Here is a 19,159-nt window from a genome sequence, read left to right on the forward strand (position 1 = left end):
GAATGTCGAAATCAATCTTTCTCGCCACTGGCATTGCGCTGTTGTGGCAGTCCTCGTGGCCGTTGGGCGTCTGCGCGCAGCAAAGCCAGGCGCCTAACCAGGATCAGTCGGCCAAGGAGAGCGACATCGAGGGCGGCACCATGTTCGCGACCTCTTGCGGCTTCTGTCACCAGAACGGCGGCCGCGTCGCCGGCAAGGGACCGAAGCTCGCCGGCACGAAGCGCGACGATGATTTTCTCGCGGAGCGGATCAGGAAGGGCAAACCGGGCGCGATGCCGGCCTTCGGCGGCGCCTTTTCGGAGAGCCAGATCATGGCGATCGTGGCCTATATCCGGGCGCTCGAGGAGTGATGCCGGCAATGCGATTGGTCGTTCTCGCGAGCCTGCTGGCCTTGTGCGGCGCCGCCGACGCCGCGGCGCGCCCGCTTGACGCGATCCGGCAGCGCGGTGCGCTCACGCTCTGTGCGCATCCCAACGCGCTGCCGTTTGCCAGCAGGCAGGGCGACGTTCCGGGATTCCAGGTCGAAATCGCCAGGGAGCTGGCGAAACGGCTCGAGGTCTCGCTGGAGCAGCACTGGGTGATCAACAGCTTCCAGTACCGCCGCGCCGATTGCGACGTCATCCTCGATGCGATCGCCGACCGCGCGGTGCTGGCCGAGGTGGGCTTACGCATGTCGCGGCCCTATCAGCGCAGCGGCGTCGTGCTGGCGGTGGGACCGAACTCTACCGCGGCGTCACTGGCGGAGTTGGGATCGGAGCAGCGGGTCGGCGTGCAGGTCGGCTCGATCGTGTCCATGATGCTCGGCAAGCGAGGGGTCAAGACGTCGCCATTCGCGTTCGAGGATGACATCATGGAGGCCCTCGCCAAAGGCGAGATCGATGCCGCGGCGGTCACGCCCGCCACCATCGGCTGGTTCAACCAGACCCATCCCGACGCACGCGTCCGTCGCATCCCGGCCTTCGAGGACGAGCCGGACCTGAACTGGAATGTCGCTGTCGGGATGCTCAGTCCGGACGAGAAGCTGCGACAAGGCATCGACGCTGCGCTGGAGGCCTTGCTGGCCGACGGCACGCTCGCGCGAATCTACGAGCGCTACGACGTCGAGCTGCAGCCGCCGAAATGAGTCCACGCGTGGAGAGATATCCCGCCAAACAAAAACCCCGGCATTGCTGCCGGGGTTTTGCATTTCGTGGACTGGACGCGAGGACTGCTTAGAAGTCCATGCCGCCCATGCCGCCGCCCGGAGGCATTGCGGGGCCGGCGCCGCCCTTCTTGGGCAGCTCGGCGACCATCGCCTCGGTGGTGATCAAGAGTGCCGCCACGGAGGCTGCGTTCTGGATCGCGGCGCGCACGACCTTGGTCGGGTCGATGATGCCCTTCTTGACCAGATCGGCATATTCGCCGGTCTGCGAGTCGAAGCCGTAAGCGTAGGTCTTGTTCTCGAGGATCTTGCCGACGATGACCGAACCGTCTTCACCAGCGTTGATCGCGATCTGGCGGGCCGGCGCCGACAGCGCCTTGCGCACGATCTCGACGCCGGTCTTCTGGTCGTCGTTCTTGGTGCGGATGCCCTTGAGCTGCTCGGAAGCACGGAGCAGGGCGACGCCGCCGCCCGGAACGATGCCTTCTTCCACAGCCGCGCGGGTCGCGTGCATCGCGTCATCAACGCGATCCTTGCGCTCCTTCACCTCGATCTCGGTCGCGCCGCCGACGCGGATCACCGCGACGCCGCCCGCGAGCTTGGCCAGACGCTCCTGCAGCTTCTCACGGTCGTAGTCCGAGGTGGTCTCCTCGATCTGCGCCTTGATCTGCGCCACGCGCGCCTCGATGTCGGCCTTCTTGCCGGCGCCGTTGACGATCGTGGTGTTCTCCTTGTCGATCATCACCTTCTTGGCGCGACCGAGCATCTGCAGCGTGACGTTCTCGAGCTTGATGCCGAGATCTTCCGAGATCGCCTGGCCGCCGGTCAGGATCGCGATATCCTGCAGCATGGCCTTGCGGCGATCGCCGAAGCCCGGAGCCTTGACGGCTGCGACCTTCAGGCCGCCACGGAGGCGGTTGACGACCAGGGTGGCGAGGGCTTCGCCTTCGACGTCTTCGGCGACGATGACCAGCGGCTTGCCGGTCTGCACCACGGCCTCGAGCAGCGGCAGCAGCTCGTTCAGCGAGGAGAGCTTCTTCTCGTTGATGAGGATGTAGGCGTCGTCCATCTCAACGCGCATCTTGTCGGCGTTGGTGACGAAGTAGGGCGAGATGTAGCCACGGTCGAACTGCATGCCCTCGACGACGTCGAGCTCGGTCTCCAGCGACTTGGCTTCCTCGACCGTGATCACGCCCTCATTGCCGACCTTCTTCATGGCGTCGGAGAGGAACTTGCCGATCTCGGCGTCGCCGTTGGCGGAGATGGTGCCGACCTGGGCGATCTCGTCGTTGGAGGTGACCTTCTTGGAGTTCTTCTGCAGGTCCGCAACCACAGCCTCGACCGCGAGGTCGATGCCGCGCTTCAGGTCCATCGGGTTCATGCCGGCGGCGACCGACTTGGCGCCTTCCTTCACGATCGCCTGGGCGAGCACGGTGGCGGTGGTGGTGCCGTCGCCGGCCGCGTCAGCGGACTTGGAGGCGACTTCGCGCACCATCTGCGCGCCCATGTTCTCGAACTTGTCGTCGAGCTCGATCTCCTTGGCGACGGTGACGCCGTCCTTGGTGATGCGGGGAGCGCCGAACGACTTGTCGAGCACGACGTTGCGGCCCTTCGGACCGAGGGTGACCTTCACCGCATTGGCGAGGATGTCGACGCCGCGCAGCATCTTGTCGCGCGCCTCGACGGAGAATTTGACTTCTTTAGCTGCCATGTGAGTTTTTTCCTTGAGGGATTTATCCTGGGGAGGGAGGGCCTTAGGCCGCCTTCTTCTTGGAAGCGGGGACGTCGAGTACGCCCATGATGTCGCCTTCCTTCATGATCAACAGCTCCTGGCCGTCGATCTTGACTTCGGTGCCGGACCACTTGCCGAACAGCACGCGATCGCCAACCTTGAGGTCGATCGGGATCAGCTTGCCGGCCTCGTCGCGGCCACCCGGGCCGACGGCGACGACTTCGCCCTGGGAGGGCTTTTCCTTGGCAGTGTCTGGAATGATGATGCCGCCAGCGGTCTTCTCTTCGGCGTCGATGCGCTTGACCACGACGCGGTCGTGAAGCGGACGGAAACTCATGCAGTCCTCCTAAGCTATTCTGGATGCTGTAGAATTCTGGAGCGTTAGCAGTCTGTCTTGGCGAGTGCCAAACCAGCCGCGATGGAGATAGGCCAGACTTTGTGTGGGAGCAAGGGTTTGTAGCAGAAAAATTGGCACTCGAAATCGCCGCCTGCCAGTATCGTTTATCATCATTAACCTGGGCAGCGAGCGGCGGCGAGACCTGCATTAGCAGATGCGCTAAGTTGCTGCTAATGCACGATTTTTCAACAGCCACCTAAACATTTAGGCTTGTGATGAGTTGGCCCTATGCGTCACAATTCCCTCATGTGAGCGCATCTCCGCGGGGGTGGCTCGGCTAGCAGGCCATCCCGTGAATGCGCTCCTTCGAAAAAATGGAGGTTGGCATATGGTCTCGCGGGTTGGTGGGGTTGCTTCCGACGATTTCCGGAAGCAGATGCTGGGTTATGGGCTGACGACGGCACAGATCCTCTACCGAATGCCGGACCATCCTTCACTGCTGCAGACCTACGTCTGGCAGAATTACGACCTCTTCCCGAAATTCCCTGCGCTGCAGGATTTCCTCACCTTCTGGCAGGAGCAGCTCGAGGGGCCGCTGCACTCGGTGACCGTTGCGCATTCCAAGCTGATCAAGCCGGCGGAGCTGCGTGCCGTCGACGGCGTCTTCCGCTTGCACTGAGACGCCAAGACCAATTGCTGCCGGGCGGAACGGTGGTAACGTTCCCTGGACGCGTCCGCGTCGCGGACGCCTGCAACAGGGAGGCAGGCCATGGCTAAGAAGGTGACATCAAGACCCGCGGCCAAGACGGCGGTCCGGAAGAAATGGACGGGCCACAAGACCGCCGCCAAATCCACCGCCCGCAAGGCGATCAAGTCCAAGGGCCGCGTATCCAAGGCGGCACATAAGGCGCAGCCGAAGCAACGCATTGCGGTGAGCCATCATCGCGAAGAAGACTTCAAGGCCGACGGGCTGCGCGCTTATGCGCAATATCGCGATCTCGGCTTTGCCGACGCCACGCACGGGCTTGCGCAGGCGCATGTGATCCGGCTGGTCGGGCCGTGCAATCCGGAAGAGGTGTCAAAGCTGCATTATCACGACGTCCAGTTCCAGATGGTCTATGTGCTCAAGGGCTGGGTGAAAACCTACATGGAAGGGCAGGGCGAGACGTTGATGCAGCAAGGCAGCGCCTGGACCCAGCCGCCGAAGATCAGGCACATGATCCTCGATTATTCTGAAGACGTCGAACTGCTCGAGATCATCCTGCCGGCTGAGTTCAAGACGGTGGAGTTGACGACGTAATACTCGCTGTCATTCCGGGGCGCGCGTAGCGCGAACCCGGAATCCATTCCTCCGCTTGTGCCCGCGGCCCGATGGATTCCGGGTTCGATGCTTCGCATCGCCCCGGAATGACGGAGCGGCTACGTCAACAGCCCCACGACCGCGCCCATCAGGCAGGTTGTCAGCGTGCCCGACACGATCGACTTCAGCCCGAGCGAATTGATCTCCTCGCGCCGCGTCGGCGCCATCGTGTTGAGGCCGCCGATCATGATGCCGAGGCTGGCGAAATTGGCGAAGCCGCACATCGCATAGAGCATGATCAGGCGCGAGCGCGCATCCAGCGCGTCGGTGGGAAGCTTCGACAGATCGACATAGGCGATCAATTCGTTCAGCACGGTCTTGGTCCCCATCAGGCTGCCCGCAGTGATGGCTTGCGACCACGGCAGGCCCATCAGCCAGCACACCGGGGCCATGATATAGCCGAGCAGACGCTGCAGAGAAATCTTGGCGCCGCCGATGTCCGGCAGGATCCCGAGCATCGCGTTGACGAGATAGACCAGCGCCACCAGCACGAGCAGCATCGCGACGATGTTGAGCAACAGTTCAAGCCCGGCCGCGGTGCCCTTGACGATGGCATCCATCGTCGAGGACGCGTGCATCTCGGGATCGCTGCGATCGTCGAGCGCGCCGCCGGTGCGCCCGCCTGATGTCTCCGGCACCATGATCAGGCTCACCAGGATCGCCGCCGGCGCCCCTAGCACCGAGGCAATGACGAAATGCGCCGCCGCATCGGGGATCAGCGGCGCCAGTAGGGTGGCGTAGAGCACCAGCACGGTGCCGGCGATCCCGGCCATGCCGCCCGTCATCACCAGGAACAGTTCGGCGCGGGTGAGCTGCGCTAGATAGGGCCGGATGAACAGCGGCGCTTCCACCATGCCGAGGAAGATGTTGGCGGCGGTGGAGAGCCCGACCGCGCCGCCGACGCCGAGCGTCCGTTCGAGCAGCCAGGCCATGCCGCGCACGATCGGCGGCAGCACGCGCCAATAGAACAGCAGCGTGGTCAGCACGCTCATGACCAGCACGATCGGCAGCGCCTGGAAGGCGAGGATGAAATCAGCGCCCGGCGCCTTGAGGTCGAACGGCAGCGGCGCGCCGCCGACATAGCCGAACACGAAGGAGGTGCCGGCACGCGAGGCGGCGGCGATGACGCCGACGGCCTCGTTGATGGCGCCGAAAGCCGATGCCACCAGCGGCACCTTGATCAGCACCAGCGCAGTGACCAGCGTCACGATGAGGCCGACGATCGCCTGCCGGATCGACACCGCGCCGCGCTTCTCGCTGAAAGCCCAGGCGATCAAAAGCAGCGCCACCACGCCGAACGCCGATTGCAGTTGTAACATTCACAGATCTCCCGAACGATTATGGCAGCACGATCTGCAAGTGCAATGCCGCTCCGTTCAGGTGCGGTGAACTTCGTCTTGTGGATGTGGTTTCTGTGGACGCTGCTTCCGCCACCTCATTGCGAGGAGCAAAGCGACGAAGCAATCCACTGTATCCGCAGGCGGAGAGATGGATTGCTTCGCTTCGCTCGCAACGACGGTGAGTGGGGTGTCTAACCCCGTCCCACAAACGGCATCTTGCTGGCCATCACCGTCATGAACAGCACGTTGGCGTCGAGCGGCAGGTTCGCCATATAGGCCACCGCATCGCCGACGGCCTTCGCGTCCATCCGCGGCTCCGGCATCTTGCGGCCGTCGGGCTGCAGCACGCCGTCGACCATCCGGTCGGTCATTGGTGTCGCGGCATTGCCGATGTCGATCTGGCCGACCGCGATGTCGTACATGCGGCCGTCGAGGTTGGACGCCTTGGTCAGGCCGGTGATCGCATGCTTGGTCGCGGTGTAGGCGGCGGAGAACGGCCGCGGCGCGTGCGCCGAGATCGAGCCGTTGTTGATGATGCGCCCGCCGCGCGGGGTCTGGTCCTTCATGATGCGGAAGGCGTGCTGGGTGCACAGGAACGGGCCGGAGAGGTTGGTGTTCACCACCGCCTGCCACTGCGCCAGCGGCAAATCCTCGAAATTCACCGGCGGCGCGCCCATGCCGGCATTGTTGAAGAGCAGGTCGAGCCGGCCATAGCTGTCTGTCACCTTGGCGAACAGGGCCGCGATCGAGTCGGGATCGGTCATGTCGGCCTGCACACACAGGCTCTTACTGGCATCGCCGCCGAGCTTCTGCGTCTCCTGCAGCATGTCCAGCCGCCGGCCGACGAGCACCACGGTGAAGCCGGCATTGATCAGCGCCAGCGATGCGGCGCGTCCGACGCCGGTGCCGGCGCCTGTGACCACGGCTATTCTCTTTCCTGCTTCGGCCATCGTTTCCTTCCTTATTGTTTCTTGGATTCGGTTTCGGTCTTGTACGGCGGTCTCGGGATGTTCTGATGCGCCGCGCGGAGCGCCGCCGACCAGCGCGAGCGGAGATCGTGGAAATAGGGTTCGCCCGCCTCGATCCGATGATTGAGGTCGGCCTCGCAGGCATCGTTGCGTACCACAAGCACGTCGATCGGCAGGCCGACGCCGAGGTTGGAGCGCATCGTCGAATCCATCGAGATCAATCCGGTCTTCAGCGCCTCATAGAGCTCGACGTCGTAATGCATGGCGCGGTCGAGCACCGGCTTGCCGTATTTGTGCTCGCCGATCTGCAAATACGGCGTATCGGTGGTGCATTCGATGAAGTTGCCGGCGGTGTAGATCATGAACAGCCGCATCCGCGAGCCCTTGATCTGGCCGCCGAACAGGAACGAGACGTCGAAAGAGACGTCTTCCGACCTCAGCGCCTCGCCTTCGGTTGCGTGCACTGCGCGGATGGCGCGGCCGATGCGCTGCGCGGCCTGGAACATGGTCGGCGCGTTCAGGAGCGTCTCGACCTCGCCGGTTTCAGGATCTTCCATACCCTCCGTCAGCGTCGACAGCACCGACTGGCTGATGGCGAGATTGCCGGCGCTCGCGACCGCCATGATCCGCTCGCCGGGCTGGGCGAAGATGTGCAATTTGCGAAAGGTCGAGACATTGTCGAGACCGGCATTGGTGCGGGTGTCGGCGATCATGACGAGGCCGTCGCGCACCAGGATTCCGCAGCAATAGGTCATTTCCGTCCCCGAAAGTCCGAACGTCTCGGCGCCAAACTAGTAGCCAATTTCGGGATGTGATCCAACCCCAATTCCCCAGGGAACGGCATTGCCTCCGCGATGGAGGCTGCGCTCCTCTCCCGCTTGCGGGAGAGGGCCGGGGTGAGGGTGTCTCCACGATGGGACTTTCCGTGGGGAGAGAACCCTCACCCGCCGCGCTTCGCGCGTCGACCTCTCCCGCAAGCGGGAGAGGTGAAGCAACCGGCCGCTAGCCTTCCAGAAAATCGAGCAGCGCCGCGTTGAACAGCACGGGGTCCTGCAGGAACGCGAAGTGGCTGACATTGGGAAGGATGAGCAGGCCGGCGCCCGGAATGGTCGCGGCCATGTATTCGGTGTGCTCGCGCTTGATGCCCTCGTCGTATTGGCCGTCCGCGATCAGCACGGGAGCGCGGATCGCGCGCAACTGATCGTCGGTCCAGTTCGGCTGGGTCTCCCACATCTTCTCGATCTGGTGCAGGAACTGGTCGAATTCCCCAGGCGTCGGCGAGAGGCGCTCATACTCGGTCTTTGCGCGCGCGATGAACTGCGCAAAGGTCGGGTCCTTGTCGACGTCAGGCTTCAGGCCTGACGTCTGGGTGTTGGCGCCGAACGCAAACACCCGACTGACCCGATCGGGATGGCGCATCGCCATGTCCAATCCGATGATGGCGCCGTCGCTCCAGCCGACGATCGCGGCGCGCGGAATCTGCAGATGATCGAGCAGCGCGACGATATCATCCGTCATCAGGTCATATCCGAACGGCTGCGCGTTGCGCGTGCTGCGGCCATGGCCGCGGCTGTCGACGAGGATGACGCGATGCCGGCGCGCGACCTCCGGCACCTGCAGACTGAAATAATCGGAGTTGGAAAGCCCGCCATGGAGAAAGACCACGGGGCTTCCTTCGCCGAGTTCGACGTAATAGAGGCTGATGCCGTTCACCTGCGCTCGCGCGCTGCGCCCCGCAACCGGCGGCGGAGTCGCAGGCAGGCTTTTCCACCGCTCGGCAGCGGCGGCGCGGTTAAGCGCCGCCAGGCTGGCGAAAGCGGCGACGATGAAGTGACGTCGATTCAGATTCATGATCGATGCGCGCTCCTGATGCCCTGCAGCCAGATGGTGATGACAGATATGTGTTTGGCGTAGCCTATCACCATCATGTCTGTCCGGCATCCTGCGCCGAGCGTGCCAGGAGCAGTTTGCCGACCGCGACATACTGTCGTTGCTGCACAGCGGCGTGCTGGGCGGCGACGTGCATATCGCGCAAGCGCCGCTGCAGCGGCGAGGTCTCATAGACTGCGCTGCTCCCGGCAAGCGCGAAACACGCGTCGACGATCCGGACGCAGGTGGCGGCGATCCAGGTCGCGGCCTGCGTGCTCTCGACGACGAGGCTTTCGTCGTTCAGCGTTCCAGCCAAGGCGTGGTGCCAAAGGCTTGCGATCTGCGTCTCGCAAACGGCCCGCGCTGCATTGACGTCAGCGGAAATGCGGCCAAGTTCGAGCTGGAATATCTCGGAGTCGCGCATCGGCGTGGTTGCCCGGAACTGCTGCCGTCCCGTATGGGCCAGCGCCACCAATTCGTCGACGGCGCCTTCGGCAATGCCGACGGAGTTCGCACCGTGAAACATCGGCACCAATTGCGGCACCGCCGGATAGAGCGGGCCCGGTACGCAGGGCGTGCCGTTTGCGACATCGAAGAAGTTGGCCTCGGGAACCAGTGCATCGCGCAGTACAATGTGATGGCTGCCGGTTCCCCTGAGACCGGCCGCATGCCAGGTATCTTCGATTTCCCAGTTTTGCGCCGGCAATGCAAAGCCGCGAACCACCGGCTGCCCTTGCGGACCGGGGAGCGGTTTGCCGTCGTCGTCGGTGATGATGCAGAACCCCGCCATCCAATCGGCATGCTTGCAGCCGCTCGCGAATGGCCATCGGCCGCTCACCCGGAAGCCGCCCGCCGTCGGCTCCGCTTTTCCGCCCGGCTGCGCGGATCCGCAGATGGGTACGTCAGGTCCATTCCGATAGATGCGCTCGTAGGTTTCACGTACTGCCCAGGTCGCGAAAAGGCTGCCCCCGGTAGCCACCATCGCGGTCCATCCGATCGAACCGTCAAGCCGGGCCAGAGCCCTGATGACCTCCAACCCTTCCGGCAAGGCAAGTTCCAATCCGCCATAGCTTCTCGGCACGAACATCCTGAAGATACCGATCGATTTCAGCCGATCGATCAGGTCGGGCGGGACGCAGCGTGCGGCTTCGATCTCGGCGGCGCGAGCGGTGATCTCGGGAGCCAATTTCCGGATGCCGGCGAGCACCGTTTTGTTGCTGTCCGGCGCCGTCAGGGTGCGAAGGTCACGAAATTGGTCTTGATGGAGCATCTGTCTCGATCTCTCTTGCGGCAAAGGTGTCGCACGAGAGAATGGAGATGCGGCGCTACGGCATGGTTTCAGCGAGATCGCTCTCGATTACGGTTGTAACGTGATGCCGCCGTTTCACGAGGGAAGCCCGGATGTCGCCGCGACAGCCGGCCGGGGCGAGACCGCCGAGACGGCGCGGGCGGGCTTGCGTTTGCTGAGCCAGAGATAGATGCCGCTCGCGAGCACGACGATGGTTGCGAGATCGAGCAGCGCCCAGATGATCTTGAGCGGCAGGCCGCCGTAATCGCCGAAATGCAGCGGGCGCGACACCTGCAGCGTCCGCAGGTACCACGGCAATCCCTTTGCGGTGACGAGTTGCGCGGTCTCGGCATCGATGAGCACCGGCGTGAACAGGCGCGAGGTGATCGGCGTCGTCCCCTTGGTCCAGACGATGAAGTGGCGCGGCGTGCCGAATCGCGCTTCGGTTGGCAGCACGAGGCTGACGGGCGTGTGGTCGCCGAGCGCCTGGCGCGCCGTGACAACGACGTCATCGATGGAGGCGAATTTGAGCAGCGGCGGCTTGCCGAGATGCGGCGCGATCAATTCCGGCATCACCTGGGCGCGCCAGGCGTTGAACAGCGGCAGCGATATGGTGTTGATGACGCCGGTGAGGCCAACGGCGAACGCCCACACCAGCGTCACCGCGCCGATCAGATTGTGCAGGTCGAGCCATTTGATCCGCCGCGCGCGGGCGCGTCGCACCGCGCCGAAATCGAGCCGGCGCATGAATGGCGCGTAGAGCATGAGGCCGGAGACGACGGCGGTCACGAACAACAAGCCCATGACGCCGAGGAACAACTCGCCCGGCAATCCCATCAGCATATCGCGGTGGAAGATGCGGATGGTCCGCATCAGGCCGCCTTGCTGCGCGTCTTCTCCGAGAATCTCGGCGGTCCGCGAATCGAAGGACAGCTTCAAGAAGCGCTGTCCAGGTGGCGGCACCGGCGTCTCCGACATGAAGACGTTGACGACGTTGGCGTGGTCGTCATCCCAGTTCAGGATTTGGACGTAGCGTTCCGGATGGCGCGCCTTTGCCGCGTCAATCAACCTGATCAGCGAGGCCTCCGGGGTGTTGGGTGGAAGCTCTCGCGCGACCATTTCCGGCTCGAAAAGATCGTCGATCTCGTCGTGAAAGATCAGCGGCAGCCCGGTGATGCACAGCATCAGCATAAACAGCGTGCAGATGAGGCTGGTCCATTTATGGACCAGCGACCACCATTTCACGGACTGCGCGGTCATCCCGTCACCATCGGTAGGTCATTGTTGCCAACACCGTGCGGCCGACCGCCCAGCGACAGCCGCCGGCCGTGCAGGCCGAGACGTAGCTGTTGTCGAACACGTTATTGATGTTCACCGCCGCGCTCAATCCCTTCCACTCCTTGAACCGCATCCCGAAATCATAGGACAGGGCCGCGTCAAAGGTCGTGCTGGCGGGAATGATGTTGGCCAGCGCGGGGCTGTTTGCGACGATAGTCGGCACCGTGAGATTGTTGGCGTTGGTCGTGTACATCTCGCTCATGTAGCGGACACCGCCGCCGAAGCCGAAGCCGACCGCCGGACCATCCTGCACGACGTAGTTGGCCCAGAGCGAGGCCGTGTGCATCGGCGTGTTGGCGAGCACCTTGCCGTAATTGACGTCCAGTGGCGCGGTGATCCGGTTGTCGAGGTAGGAGTATTGCCCGCGCAGGCTCAGGCCGGGCAGGGGACTTCCGACCACCGATCCCTCGAAGCCGCGCGAGGTCACCTCGCCGACCTGGGCGGTCGAGTTGGGCGGGATGCCGGGACCGGCAATGGCGCTCACCACGTTCTGCTGCTTCAGGTCGTAGACCGCGGCGGTGAATATCAGGTTGTAGCCCACCGGCTGATACTTGACGCCGGCCTCGATCTGCTCGCCGATGGTCGGCTTGTAGGGCTGACCGTTGAGCAGCGAGCCCACGGTGGTTGGCTGGAACGAGGTCGAATAGCTGACGTAAGGAGCAATCCCGACGTCAAAATTGTAGATCGCGCCGATACGGCCGCTCGACTTCTCATCATTGTTGAGGACGCGCGTGCCGAGATTGAGCGTATTGCCTTCGGCCCAGTCGTAGCGGATGCCGCCGAGCACGGTCAGCTTCCCGAGCTTCGCCTCATCCTGCACATAGACCCCGCGCTGCTCCAGGTGCTGATCCAGGTTCTGGAACACCGTGGTCGGGACCGCGATGTTCTGGGTGTAGTTCGGCGCCAGGATGTTGAGCGTGTTGGTGGGCGCGAAGCGCGCCAGGTTGTTGAAGTCGAAGCGCTGATAGTCGAAGCCGCCGAGCACGGTGTGCTGCAGCGGGCCCATGTTGAACTTGGCCTGAAGCTGGTTGTCGGCCGCGAAGGTGTTGAGGTTTTCGTTGGTCGAGAAATAGCTTCGCGTGATGGTGCGGCCGTCGGCCAGGCGAAGGGTGGGGCCGGCGCCCGTTGTCGTGAACGCACCGGGCTGCACCTCGATATAATTGAGCTCGTTGTGCAGATAGCGCACGTTCTGGCGCACCGTGAAGATGTCGTCGAAACGGTGCTCGAATTCGTAGCCGACGGTCGCCTGCTTGTATTTCAGGCTCTCATAGTTGAAGTCGCCGGCGAAGAAATTCCGGGGAATCTGCCCGTAGGTGCCCGGCACCAGCGTGCCCTGGATCGGCAGCAGCGCAAAGGCGCCGCCCTTCGGGTCCTGCCGATAGCTCGTGAGGAAGGTGATGGTGGTGTCAATGTCCGGCCGCCAGGTCCAGGCCGGCGCGATCGCGTATTTCTCCTCGCCGATATTGTCGACCTGGGTGTTGGCGCTAAGCCCGATGCCGGTGACGCGGTAGAGCAGGGTCTTGTCCTTGTCCACGGAGCCACCGACGTCGAACGCGCCCTGGATGCGGTCGAACGTGCCCGTCTGCAACTGGATCTCGCCGAACGGATTATCGGTCGGGCGCTTGCTGACGAGATTAAGAATGCCGCCGGGCGAAGCTGCGCCGTAAAGGATCGACGCCGGGCCGGTGATGAGCTCGGCGCGCTCGAGCAGATACGGGTCGACGCGCGGCGTACCGAACGGCCCGCCCTGCAGACGCAAACCGTCCAGATATTGCTCGACGTCGAAGCCGCGCGCCTTGATCGGCTGGGCGCGGAAGTCGGTATCGTTGCTGAAATAGACGCCGGGCGCATAGCGCAGGAGATCGCGGATGGTCTGCGCCTGGCGCACATCCATCTCGCTGCGGGTGATGACGGCGACCGAGCCCGGCGTCGACAGGATCGGCGCGTCGGTCTTGGTGGCGCCGGAGGCGCGGCTTGCGACGAAGCCGTTGGTGCCGGCGTTGACGCGCTGGGCCGTCGAAACCAGCGCGGGCGTCGCCTGCTGCTGTTGTGCCCCCGCGTGGTCGGCTCGTTGATTCGGCCGCTGGTTAGGATCGCGCCGCGACGCGGTGTTGCGCCGGACTTGGGTTGGACGCTGCGCGCGCTGCGCAGGCGCGTCGATGTTGACGGGCGGTAGCGCCGATGCGCCCGATTGCCCCGCGCTCTGCGCGCCCGCCGGCGAGCCGGCGATCAGCAAGCCGCCTAACGCCAGTATGCTTGCGGTACACTTGAAAGTCGTGAGTTGTGAAAAAGAGATAGTACGGCGCGCAACGCCGTGCGTATTGCAATACATATGTCAGTGCCCCATCCGGCGAACGCCGTGGGCGGAGTTGATGTTCTGACCTCACGCGACGATCGCAGCCGTACGCGTGTTATGTGTCAACGCAGCGCGCGTCGAGTTGTCGCGTTTTTGAATCGCTCGAAATTTGCGGCAGAACAATTTTTTCGAAGACTTCTAATATGTCGGCTAACTGATCGACGACGCTGTTGAATCCTTCGAATGCAGGCTCGCGCGCTAGAAGACGAGCCGTGATGCAACCGCGCTCAATTGGCGCTCGCTGTTGCGCATGGAACACGGCGGCGCCGTGCGCGCAGGTATTACGATGCTTGCGTCCACGATTCTTGTCGGGAATGACCAGCAAGAATTGCGGGAATTCTTGGTCGCGCGAGAGCAGTTCGGTGATGCGCGAATCGATCAGGTCCCGCTTGCGTGTCTCACTGCGACTGCGATTGCCACTGGCTGGGACGGCCGGCCTGCTCGACCTTGACTGCGACGGTGAGCGTCTCGGTGCCGCCGCCATAACGGGTGCCGCGCACCGGGGCGGCGCCGAGATAGTCGAGGCCGACGGCGACGCGGGCGTGGGCATCAGTGGTGCAGATGCCGTTAGCGGCATCGAAACCGATCCAGCCGAGATCGGGCACATAGGCTTCCGCCCAGGCATGGCCGGCGGCCTGGTTGACCGTGCCGTCGGAACGGAAGAAGTGGCCGGAGACGAAGCGGGCCGGCACGCCGCCGGAGCGCGCGCAGGTGATGAAGATGTGCGCGTAGTCCTGGCACACGCCGCGTTTCAGCGCGAACGCCTCCGCCGCCGTGGTGCCGCTGTTGGTTGGGTCCTCGTCGAACGCCATGCCTTCATAGATCTGCACCATCAGCGCGTGCAGGAAACCGAGCACGTCGCCATCGGCCTCCGAGCGCGACTCGCGGGTGAGGGCCGCCATCGCCGGATTGACCTCGGTCAGCGCGGTCGAGCGCAGGAACAGGCTCGGCGGAAAGCGCTCGTCGGTGCCGCGCAGCACGCCGCCGGTGTCGTGGGTCTCGATCTGCCCCTCGCAATGGATGGTGAGGTCGGCGAGCGGGCCGTGGGTCAGCACATGCGTGACATTGCCGAACGCGTCCTCATGCGCGTCGAGCCTGGAGTCGGTCGAGACGTCGATCTGCCAGTCCGCCACATACTGCCCGTCATGGCTCGTCGGCGTCATCCGGAGGATCTGGATCACGCCGGAAGCCTGGGGCTCGTAGCGATAGGTCGTGGTATGGGCAATTCGCAGGCGCATGGCGTACCAACATCAGGTTGGGATCGTCATGCCCGGGCTTGTCCCGGGCATCCACGCCCTCGTCATTTGGCCGGCATAGTAAGACGTGGATGGCCGGGACAAGCCCGGCCATGACGGGCGTGTGGTTGCGGGCATCTTAGCCCATCAAATCAGATATTGCTTGGTGATGATCTCACCCAGGCGTGAATTGTCTGCGATGAACTCCTGGATGAATTCATGCACGCCGTGCTGGAAGATATCGTCCATATGGCTGTGCTCAAGCCGGTTGCGGATGCCGCGGGCGTGGCGCTGGGCGGCGCCCTGGCGGCCATAGGCGACGCCGATCTGGTCGAGGTTGCGCACCAGATTGCCGTAGCAGCTTGCGAGCGACCGCGGCAGCGTGTCGTTGAGGATCAGGAGGTCCGCGATCAGCCAGGGCTTGAGCGTCTCGCGGTAGACCCAGTGATAGGCCGTCAGCGCCGACACCGAGCGCAGGATCGAGGTCCACTGGTAATAGTCGAGCGGGCCGCCGATATGCTCCTCCTCGGGCAGCAGCACGTGGTATTTGACGTCGAGGATGCGCGCGGTGTTATCGGCGCGCTCCAGATGCACGCCCAGTCGCGAGAACCAGTAGGCGTCGTTGCGCAGCATGGTCCGATAGGCGGAGCCGTCGAAACGCAGCGACGTCTCCTGCACGAAGCGCAGGAACTTGGCCAGGTCCTCGCGGCTCCCGGTGCCCTTCGACCACACCGCCTGCAATTCGATCCAGGCCGAATTGATGGTGTCCCACATCTCGCTGGTCAGCGCTGTCCGCACCGAGCGCGCATTGAGCCGGGCCGCCTCGATGCAGTTCCTGATCGAGGAGGGATTGTCCGGTGCGAACGACAGATATTCGACGACGTTGGCCTCGTTGGCTTCCTGATAATGGCCGTAAAAGCTCTCGCCGACGCCGGCTGTCAGCAGCGCCGAGTCCCATTCATTGGTCTTGCCGATATAGGCAGCCGGCAGCGCCGTGACGCGCAAGGTGGCGTCGATGGTGCGGGCGAGATATTCCGCGCGCTCGACGTAGCGGGCGAGCCAGTACAGGTTTTCGGCGGTGCGCGATAGCATGCGAACAATAACCTTCAGTCGGCCAGTATCCAGGTGTCCTTGGTGCCGCCGCCCTGGCTGGAATTGACCACAAGCGAGCCTTCCTTCAGCGCCACCCGCGTCAGTCCGCCCGGCACGATGGTGACGTGCTCGCTGCCGGTCAGCACAAACGGGCGCAGATCGACGTGGCGCGGCGCCAGCCCCTTGTCGGTGCAGGTCGGGCAGGTCGACAGTGCCAATGTCGGCTGCGCGATGAAGCCTTCGGGCTCGCGCTTGAGCTTGTCGCGGAACGCCTCGATCGTTGCCTTGGTCGCAGCCGGTCCGATCAGCATGCCGTAGCCGCCGGAGCCGTGCACTTCCTTCACCACGAGATCGTCGAGATGGTCGAGCACATAGGCGAGATCCTGCGGCTCGCGGCAGCGCCAGGTCTGCACGTTCTTCAGGATCGGCTCTTCGGAGAGATAGAATCTCACGATGTCGGGCATGTAGGAATAGATCGCCTTGTCGTCGGCGATCCCGGTCCCGACTGCGTTGGCGAGCGTGATATTGCCGGCGGCATAGGCCGACATCAGCCCGGGCACGCCGAGCGCGGAGTCCGGGCGGAAGGTCAGGGGATCAAGGAAATCGTCGTCGACGCGGCGGTAGATCACGTCGACGCGTTTCAGACCCTCGGTCGTGCGCATGAAGACTTCATCGTTCTTGACGATGAGGTCGCGCCCTTCGACCAGCTCGATGCCGAGCTTGTCGGCCAGGAAGGAATGTTCGTAATAGGCGGAATTGTAGATGCCGGGCGTCATCAGCGCGACCGTCGGCTCGGCCGCGGCACCGCGCGGCGCGACGGAGCGCAACGCGGCCAGCAGCTCGTCCGGATAGCGCTCCACCGGCGCGACGCGGTGGCGGGCGAACAGGTCCGGAAACAGCCGCATCATGATCTCGCGGTTTTCCAGCATGTAGGATACGCCCGAGGGCGTGCGCGCGTTGTCCTCCAATACGATGAAGTTTTCCGGATCGGTCCGGATGATATCGATGCCGGCGATATGCACATAGACGTCGTGCGGCACGTCCTGGCCGTTCATCTCCGGGCGGAAGACGGGGTTCTGGAAGATCATGTCTTCCGGGATGATGTTGGCGCGCAGGATGTCGCGGCCGTGATAGATGTCGCGCAGGAACATGTTGAGCGCGAGCACGCGCTGCTTCAGCCCTTTTTCCAGCAGCGCCCATTCCCTGGCCGACAGGATGCGGGGGATCACGTCGAAGGGGATCAGCCGCTCCTGGGCTGCGGCGTCGCCATAGACCGCAAAGGTGATGCCGATGCGGCGGAACAGGAGCTCCGCCTCCTGGCGGCGATATTCCAGCGCATCCGGGGGCGTCTCCGTCAGCCAGCGGGAGAGCTCCTGGTAGGCTTGGCGGATTTCGGTGCCGCCCTGGCCGTTCATCTCATCGAATGCAACTGCCATAAATCCTGAACGTCCTCCGAAACCATACGCCACAGTGCATGACTTGCCGGGATGGTAGCAAGGGGCGGGCCAGCAGGATATGCATTGGCTGGCGACATTTGGTATGGGTGTCTCAAGGGGCTGCTCGAAAAACCGGCTGCCACCTGCTTATTTCGGCAGCAACAACCTGCGACTTCAAGGCGCTGCTTCGGCAGGGCCCGGGGGGCGGAAAAGGGTGAGGAAGAGACCATGAGCGAGATCGTCACGGCGGGCCTTCTGGTGATCGGCGACGAGATCCTGTCCGGCCGGACCAAGGACAAGAATATCGGCTTCATTGCCGAATACCTGACCAATATCGGCATCGACCTGAAGGAAGTGCGCGTCGTCGCCGACGACGAGGATGACATTGTCGCAGCCCTGAATGCGCTGCGCCATCGCTATAGCTATGTCTTCACCACCGGCGGCATCGGCCCGACCCACGACGACATCACCGCCGATGCCGTGGCAAAGGCGTTCGGAGTCGGCATCGATCACCATCCGGAGGTGGTGGCGCGCTTCCGCGAGCGCTGGAGCGACCAGGACCTGAACGAGGCGCGGCTACGCATGGCACGCATTCCTGACGGTGCCGAACTGATCCAGAGCGCGACCATCCTTGCGCCGGGCTTCAAGCTTGGCAATGTCGTCGTGATGGCGGGCATACCCACCATCATGCAGGCGATGATGGACATCGTCGCGCCGCGCCTGAAGTCGGGCGTGCGGATGCTTTCTGATTCGGTCCGCGCCAATGCGCGGGAAGGCGACATCGGCGGACCCTTAAAGGAGATCGCGATCGCCCATCCCGACACCATCATCGGCAGCTATCCGTTCATGGACGAAGAGCAGCGTCCCAACACCAATCTGGTCGTCCGCTCCCGCGATCCGGACAAGCTCGCCGCCGCAATGGGGGCGGTGAAGGAGATGCTGGCGAACCTGCAGGTGACGCGTTAAAGCGGCGAGAAGGACTTCTCGGAGAGAAAGATGGCGGATACGAACCTCAGCGTACAGGAACGGGCAGGCAAGGCCTTCCCGGTGTCCTGGGACCAGTTCCACCGGGACTGCCGGGCGCTGACCTGGCGGCTCAATGAGGTCGGGCCATTCCAGGCGGTGATCGCGATCACCCGCGGCGGCCTGGTGCCGGCGGCAATCGTGGCGCGCGAGCTCGGCGTGCGCGTGATCGACACCGTCTGCATCGCGAGCTACGACCACAACAAACAGGGCGACCTTCAGGTCCTGAAAGGCATTTCCGAAGCAACCGCCAAGCTTGGCAATGGCACCGGCAAGGGGCTGTTGATCGTCGACGACCTCGTGGACACCGGCAAGACCGGCAAGATGGTGCGCGAGATGATGCCCGATGCCCATTTCGCCACGGTGTATGCCAAGCCGAAGGGCCGGCCGCTGGTGGACACCTTCATCACCGAGGTGTCGCAGGACACCTGGATCTTCTTCCCCTGGGACACCGCGCTCTCGTTCCAACCTCCGATCCGCGACGGCGCGGCGTAGCCCTTACCTCTCCCCGCAGGCGGCAGGGCTATCGCATATGGCCGAGCAAGGTGAGGAGGAAGCTGTCGTCCCAGCCGGCGCGCTTGATTTTTCGACGTATGGAGGTGGGACCAGGACAAGACCGAAGGATGTTGAGCGCGAGCCTGCGC

General features: G+C 63.7%; 19 protein-coding genes and 1 pseudogene. 6 read left to right on the forward strand and 14 right to left on the reverse strand.

Features of this window, described 5'->3' with window-relative positions; genetic code table 11:
* Window positions 1-2 precede the first annotated feature (2 nt).
* A complete protein-coding gene (locus tag ACZIRK_RS36270) occupies window positions 3-350 on the forward strand; it encodes a c-type cytochrome (RefSeq protein ID WP_474419150.1) in 348 nt (115 codons plus the stop codon).
* Between the two features lie 8 nt (window positions 351-358).
* Window positions 359-1,123 carry a substrate-binding periplasmic protein gene (locus ACZIRK_RS36275; RefSeq protein WP_474419151.1) on the forward strand — a complete coding sequence of 255 codons (765 nt, stop codon included), beginning with the start codon at window positions 359-361 and terminating at the stop codon, window positions 1,121-1,123.
* Window positions 1,124-1,211: 88 nt separating this feature from the next.
* Here ACZIRK_RS36275 and groL read toward each other — a convergent pair whose 3' ends face one another.
* Both groL and ACZIRK_RS36285 read right to left on the reverse strand, forming a co-directional pair.
* Window positions 1,212-2,852 (reverse strand): chaperonin GroEL, encoded by a 1,641-nt coding sequence (groL, locus tag ACZIRK_RS36280; protein ID WP_028166315.1) that lies wholly within the window; start codon window positions 2,850-2,852, stop codon window positions 1,212-1,214.
* A gap of 43 nt (window positions 2,853-2,895) precedes the next feature.
* Window positions 2,896-3,210 (reverse strand): co-chaperone GroES, encoded by a 315-nt coding sequence (locus ACZIRK_RS36285; protein ID WP_474419152.1) that lies wholly within the window; start codon window positions 3,208-3,210, stop codon window positions 2,896-2,898.
* A 388-nt stretch (window positions 3,211-3,598) separates the two neighbouring features.
* Here ACZIRK_RS36285 and ACZIRK_RS36290 point away from each other — a divergent pair, with 388 nt between their 5' ends.
* Together ACZIRK_RS36290 and ACZIRK_RS36295 are read left to right on the forward strand one after the other, a co-directional pair.
* Window positions 3,599-3,889, forward strand: coding sequence for an usg protein (locus tag ACZIRK_RS36290; protein WP_474419153.1), 291 nt, complete (start codon window positions 3,599-3,601; stop codon window positions 3,887-3,889).
* A gap of 90 nt (window positions 3,890-3,979) precedes the next feature.
* On the forward strand, window positions 3,980-4,510 hold the full coding sequence (locus tag ACZIRK_RS36295) for a cupin domain-containing protein (protein ID WP_474419154.1): 531 nt from the start codon (window positions 3,980-3,982) through the stop codon (window positions 4,508-4,510).
* 119 nt (window positions 4,511-4,629) lie between these two features.
* Here the strand turns inward: ACZIRK_RS36295 and ACZIRK_RS36300 are convergent, their stop codons facing one another.
* The 11 genes from ACZIRK_RS36300 to ACZIRK_RS36350 all read right to left on the reverse strand — a co-directional run bounded on the left by ACZIRK_RS36300 (window position 4,630) and on the right by ACZIRK_RS36350 (window position 17,492).
* The gene (locus ACZIRK_RS36300; protein ID WP_474419155.1) at window positions 4,630-5,889 is read right to left on the reverse strand and encodes a NupC/NupG family nucleoside CNT transporter; all 1,260 of its coding nucleotides are present in this window, start codon (window positions 5,887-5,889) and stop codon (window positions 4,630-4,632) included.
* 212 nt (window positions 5,890-6,101) lie between these two features.
* On the reverse strand, window positions 6,102-6,860 hold the full coding sequence (locus ACZIRK_RS36305) for an SDR family oxidoreductase (RefSeq protein WP_474419156.1): 759 nt from the start codon (window positions 6,858-6,860) through the stop codon (window positions 6,102-6,104).
* Window positions 6,861-6,871: 11 nt separating this feature from the next.
* The gene (locus tag ACZIRK_RS36310) at window positions 6,872-7,633 is read right to left on the reverse strand and encodes a proteasome-type protease (protein ID WP_028166309.1); all 762 of its coding nucleotides are present in this window, start codon (window positions 7,631-7,633) and stop codon (window positions 6,872-6,874) included.
* Window positions 7,634-7,880: 247 nt separating this feature from the next.
* Window positions 7,881-8,729 (reverse strand): alpha/beta fold hydrolase, encoded by an 849-nt coding sequence (locus ACZIRK_RS36315; RefSeq protein WP_474419157.1) that lies wholly within the window; start codon window positions 8,727-8,729, stop codon window positions 7,881-7,883.
* Between the two features lie 73 nt (window positions 8,730-8,802).
* Window positions 8,803-10,017: an acyl-CoA dehydrogenase family protein gene (locus ACZIRK_RS36320; protein WP_474419158.1), complete on the reverse strand. Its 1,215-nt coding sequence runs from the start codon at window positions 10,015-10,017 to the stop codon at window positions 8,803-8,805.
* Between the two features lie 114 nt (window positions 10,018-10,131).
* Complete coding sequence (locus tag ACZIRK_RS36325; RefSeq protein WP_474419159.1) at window positions 10,132-11,295, reverse strand: PepSY-associated TM helix domain-containing protein; 1,164 nt, start codon at window positions 11,293-11,295, stop codon at window positions 10,132-10,134.
* A 4-nt stretch (window positions 11,296-11,299) separates the two neighbouring features.
* Window positions 11,300-13,609 (reverse strand): TonB-dependent siderophore receptor, encoded by a 2,310-nt coding sequence (locus ACZIRK_RS36330; protein ID WP_474419160.1) that lies wholly within the window; start codon window positions 13,607-13,609, stop codon window positions 11,300-11,302.
* Between the two features lie 175 nt (window positions 13,610-13,784).
* Window positions 13,785-14,054 carry a hypothetical protein gene (locus ACZIRK_RS36335; protein ID WP_474419161.1) on the reverse strand — a complete coding sequence of 90 codons (270 nt, stop codon included), beginning with the start codon at window positions 14,052-14,054 and terminating at the stop codon, window positions 13,785-13,787.
* A 73-nt stretch (window positions 14,055-14,127) separates the two neighbouring features.
* Complete coding sequence (locus ACZIRK_RS36340; protein ID WP_474419162.1) at window positions 14,128-14,967, reverse strand: transglutaminase family protein; 840 nt, start codon at window positions 14,965-14,967, stop codon at window positions 14,128-14,130.
* Between the two features lie 144 nt (window positions 14,968-15,111).
* The gene (locus tag ACZIRK_RS36345) at window positions 15,112-16,056 is read right to left on the reverse strand and encodes an alpha-E domain-containing protein (protein WP_474419163.1); all 945 of its coding nucleotides are present in this window, start codon (window positions 16,054-16,056) and stop codon (window positions 15,112-15,114) included.
* Between the two features lie 14 nt (window positions 16,057-16,070).
* Window positions 16,071-17,492, reverse strand: a complete 1,422-nt coding sequence (locus tag ACZIRK_RS36350; RefSeq protein WP_474419164.1) for a circularly permuted type 2 ATP-grasp protein — start codon at window positions 17,490-17,492, stop codon at window positions 16,071-16,073.
* A 228-nt stretch (window positions 17,493-17,720) separates the two neighbouring features.
* On the opposite strand from ACZIRK_RS36350, the gene ACZIRK_RS36355 reads away from it, so the two are divergent.
* Entirely contained in the window at window positions 17,721-18,458 is a 738-nt protein-coding gene (locus tag ACZIRK_RS36355) for a competence/damage-inducible protein A (protein WP_474419165.1), read from the forward strand.
* Window positions 18,459-18,488: 30 nt separating this feature from the next.
* Window positions 18,489-19,010 (forward strand): xanthine phosphoribosyltransferase, encoded by a 522-nt coding sequence (gpt, locus tag ACZIRK_RS36360; RefSeq protein WP_208828533.1) that lies wholly within the window; start codon window positions 18,489-18,491, stop codon window positions 19,008-19,010.
* 28 nt (window positions 19,011-19,038) lie between these two features.
* Here the strand turns inward: gpt and ACZIRK_RS36365 are convergent.
* Window positions 19,039-19,159: pseudogene (locus ACZIRK_RS36365) on the reverse strand (ISAs1 family transposase); the annotation flags it as partial.

This window comes from Bradyrhizobium sp. Leo114 (assembly GCF_055229415.2).

Bases quoted from the DNA above. Each gene is read 5' to 3' on its own strand.
- ACZIRK_RS36305 (WP_474419156.1), bottom strand. From the start codon at position 6,860: ATGGCCGAAGCAGGAAAGAGAATAGCCGTGGTCACAGGCGCCGGCACC.
- ACZIRK_RS36350 (WP_474419164.1), bottom strand. From the start codon at position 17,492: ATGGCAGTTGCATTCGATGAGATGAACGGCCAGGGCGGCACCGAAATC.
- ACZIRK_RS36290 (WP_474419153.1), top strand. From the start codon at position 3,599: ATGGTCTCGCGGGTTGGTGGGGTTGCTTCCGACGATTTCCGGAAGCAG.
- ACZIRK_RS36340 (WP_474419162.1), bottom strand. From the start codon at position 14,967: ATGCGCCTGCGAATTGCCCATACCACGACCTATCGCTACGAGCCCCAG.
- gpt (WP_208828533.1), top strand. From the start codon at position 18,489: ATGGCGGATACGAACCTCAGCGTACAGGAACGGGCAGGCAAGGCCTTC.
- ACZIRK_RS36295 (WP_474419154.1), top strand. From the start codon at position 3,980: ATGGCTAAGAAGGTGACATCAAGACCCGCGGCCAAGACGGCGGTCCGG.
- ACZIRK_RS36345 (WP_474419163.1), bottom strand. From the start codon at position 16,056: ATGCTATCGCGCACCGCCGAAAACCTGTACTGGCTCGCCCGCTACGTC.
- ACZIRK_RS36320 (WP_474419158.1), bottom strand. From the start codon at position 10,017: ATGCTCCATCAAGACCAATTTCGTGACCTTCGCACCCTGACGGCGCCG.
- ACZIRK_RS36315 (WP_474419157.1), bottom strand. From the start codon at position 8,729: ATGAATCTGAATCGACGTCACTTCATCGTCGCCGCTTTCGCCAGCCTG.
- ACZIRK_RS36285 (WP_474419152.1), bottom strand. From the start codon at position 3,210: ATGAGTTTCCGTCCGCTTCACGACCGCGTCGTGGTCAAGCGCATCGAC.
- ACZIRK_RS36300 (WP_474419155.1), bottom strand. From the start codon at position 5,889: ATGTTACAACTGCAATCGGCGTTCGGCGTGGTGGCGCTGCTTTTGATC.
- ACZIRK_RS36325 (WP_474419159.1), bottom strand. From the start codon at position 11,295: ATGACCGCGCAGTCCGTGAAATGGTGGTCGCTGGTCCATAAATGGACC.
- ACZIRK_RS36275 (WP_474419151.1), top strand. From the start codon at position 359: ATGCGATTGGTCGTTCTCGCGAGCCTGCTGGCCTTGTGCGGCGCCGCC.
- ACZIRK_RS36270 (WP_474419150.1), top strand. From the start codon at position 3: ATGTCGAAATCAATCTTTCTCGCCACTGGCATTGCGCTGTTGTGGCAG.
- ACZIRK_RS36355 (WP_474419165.1), top strand. From the start codon at position 17,721: ATGAGCGAGATCGTCACGGCGGGCCTTCTGGTGATCGGCGACGAGATC.
- groL (WP_028166315.1), bottom strand. From the start codon at position 2,852: ATGGCAGCTAAAGAAGTCAAATTCTCCGTCGAGGCGCGCGACAAGATG.
- ACZIRK_RS36310 (WP_028166309.1), bottom strand. From the start codon at position 7,633: ATGACCTATTGCTGCGGAATCCTGGTGCGCGACGGCCTCGTCATGATC.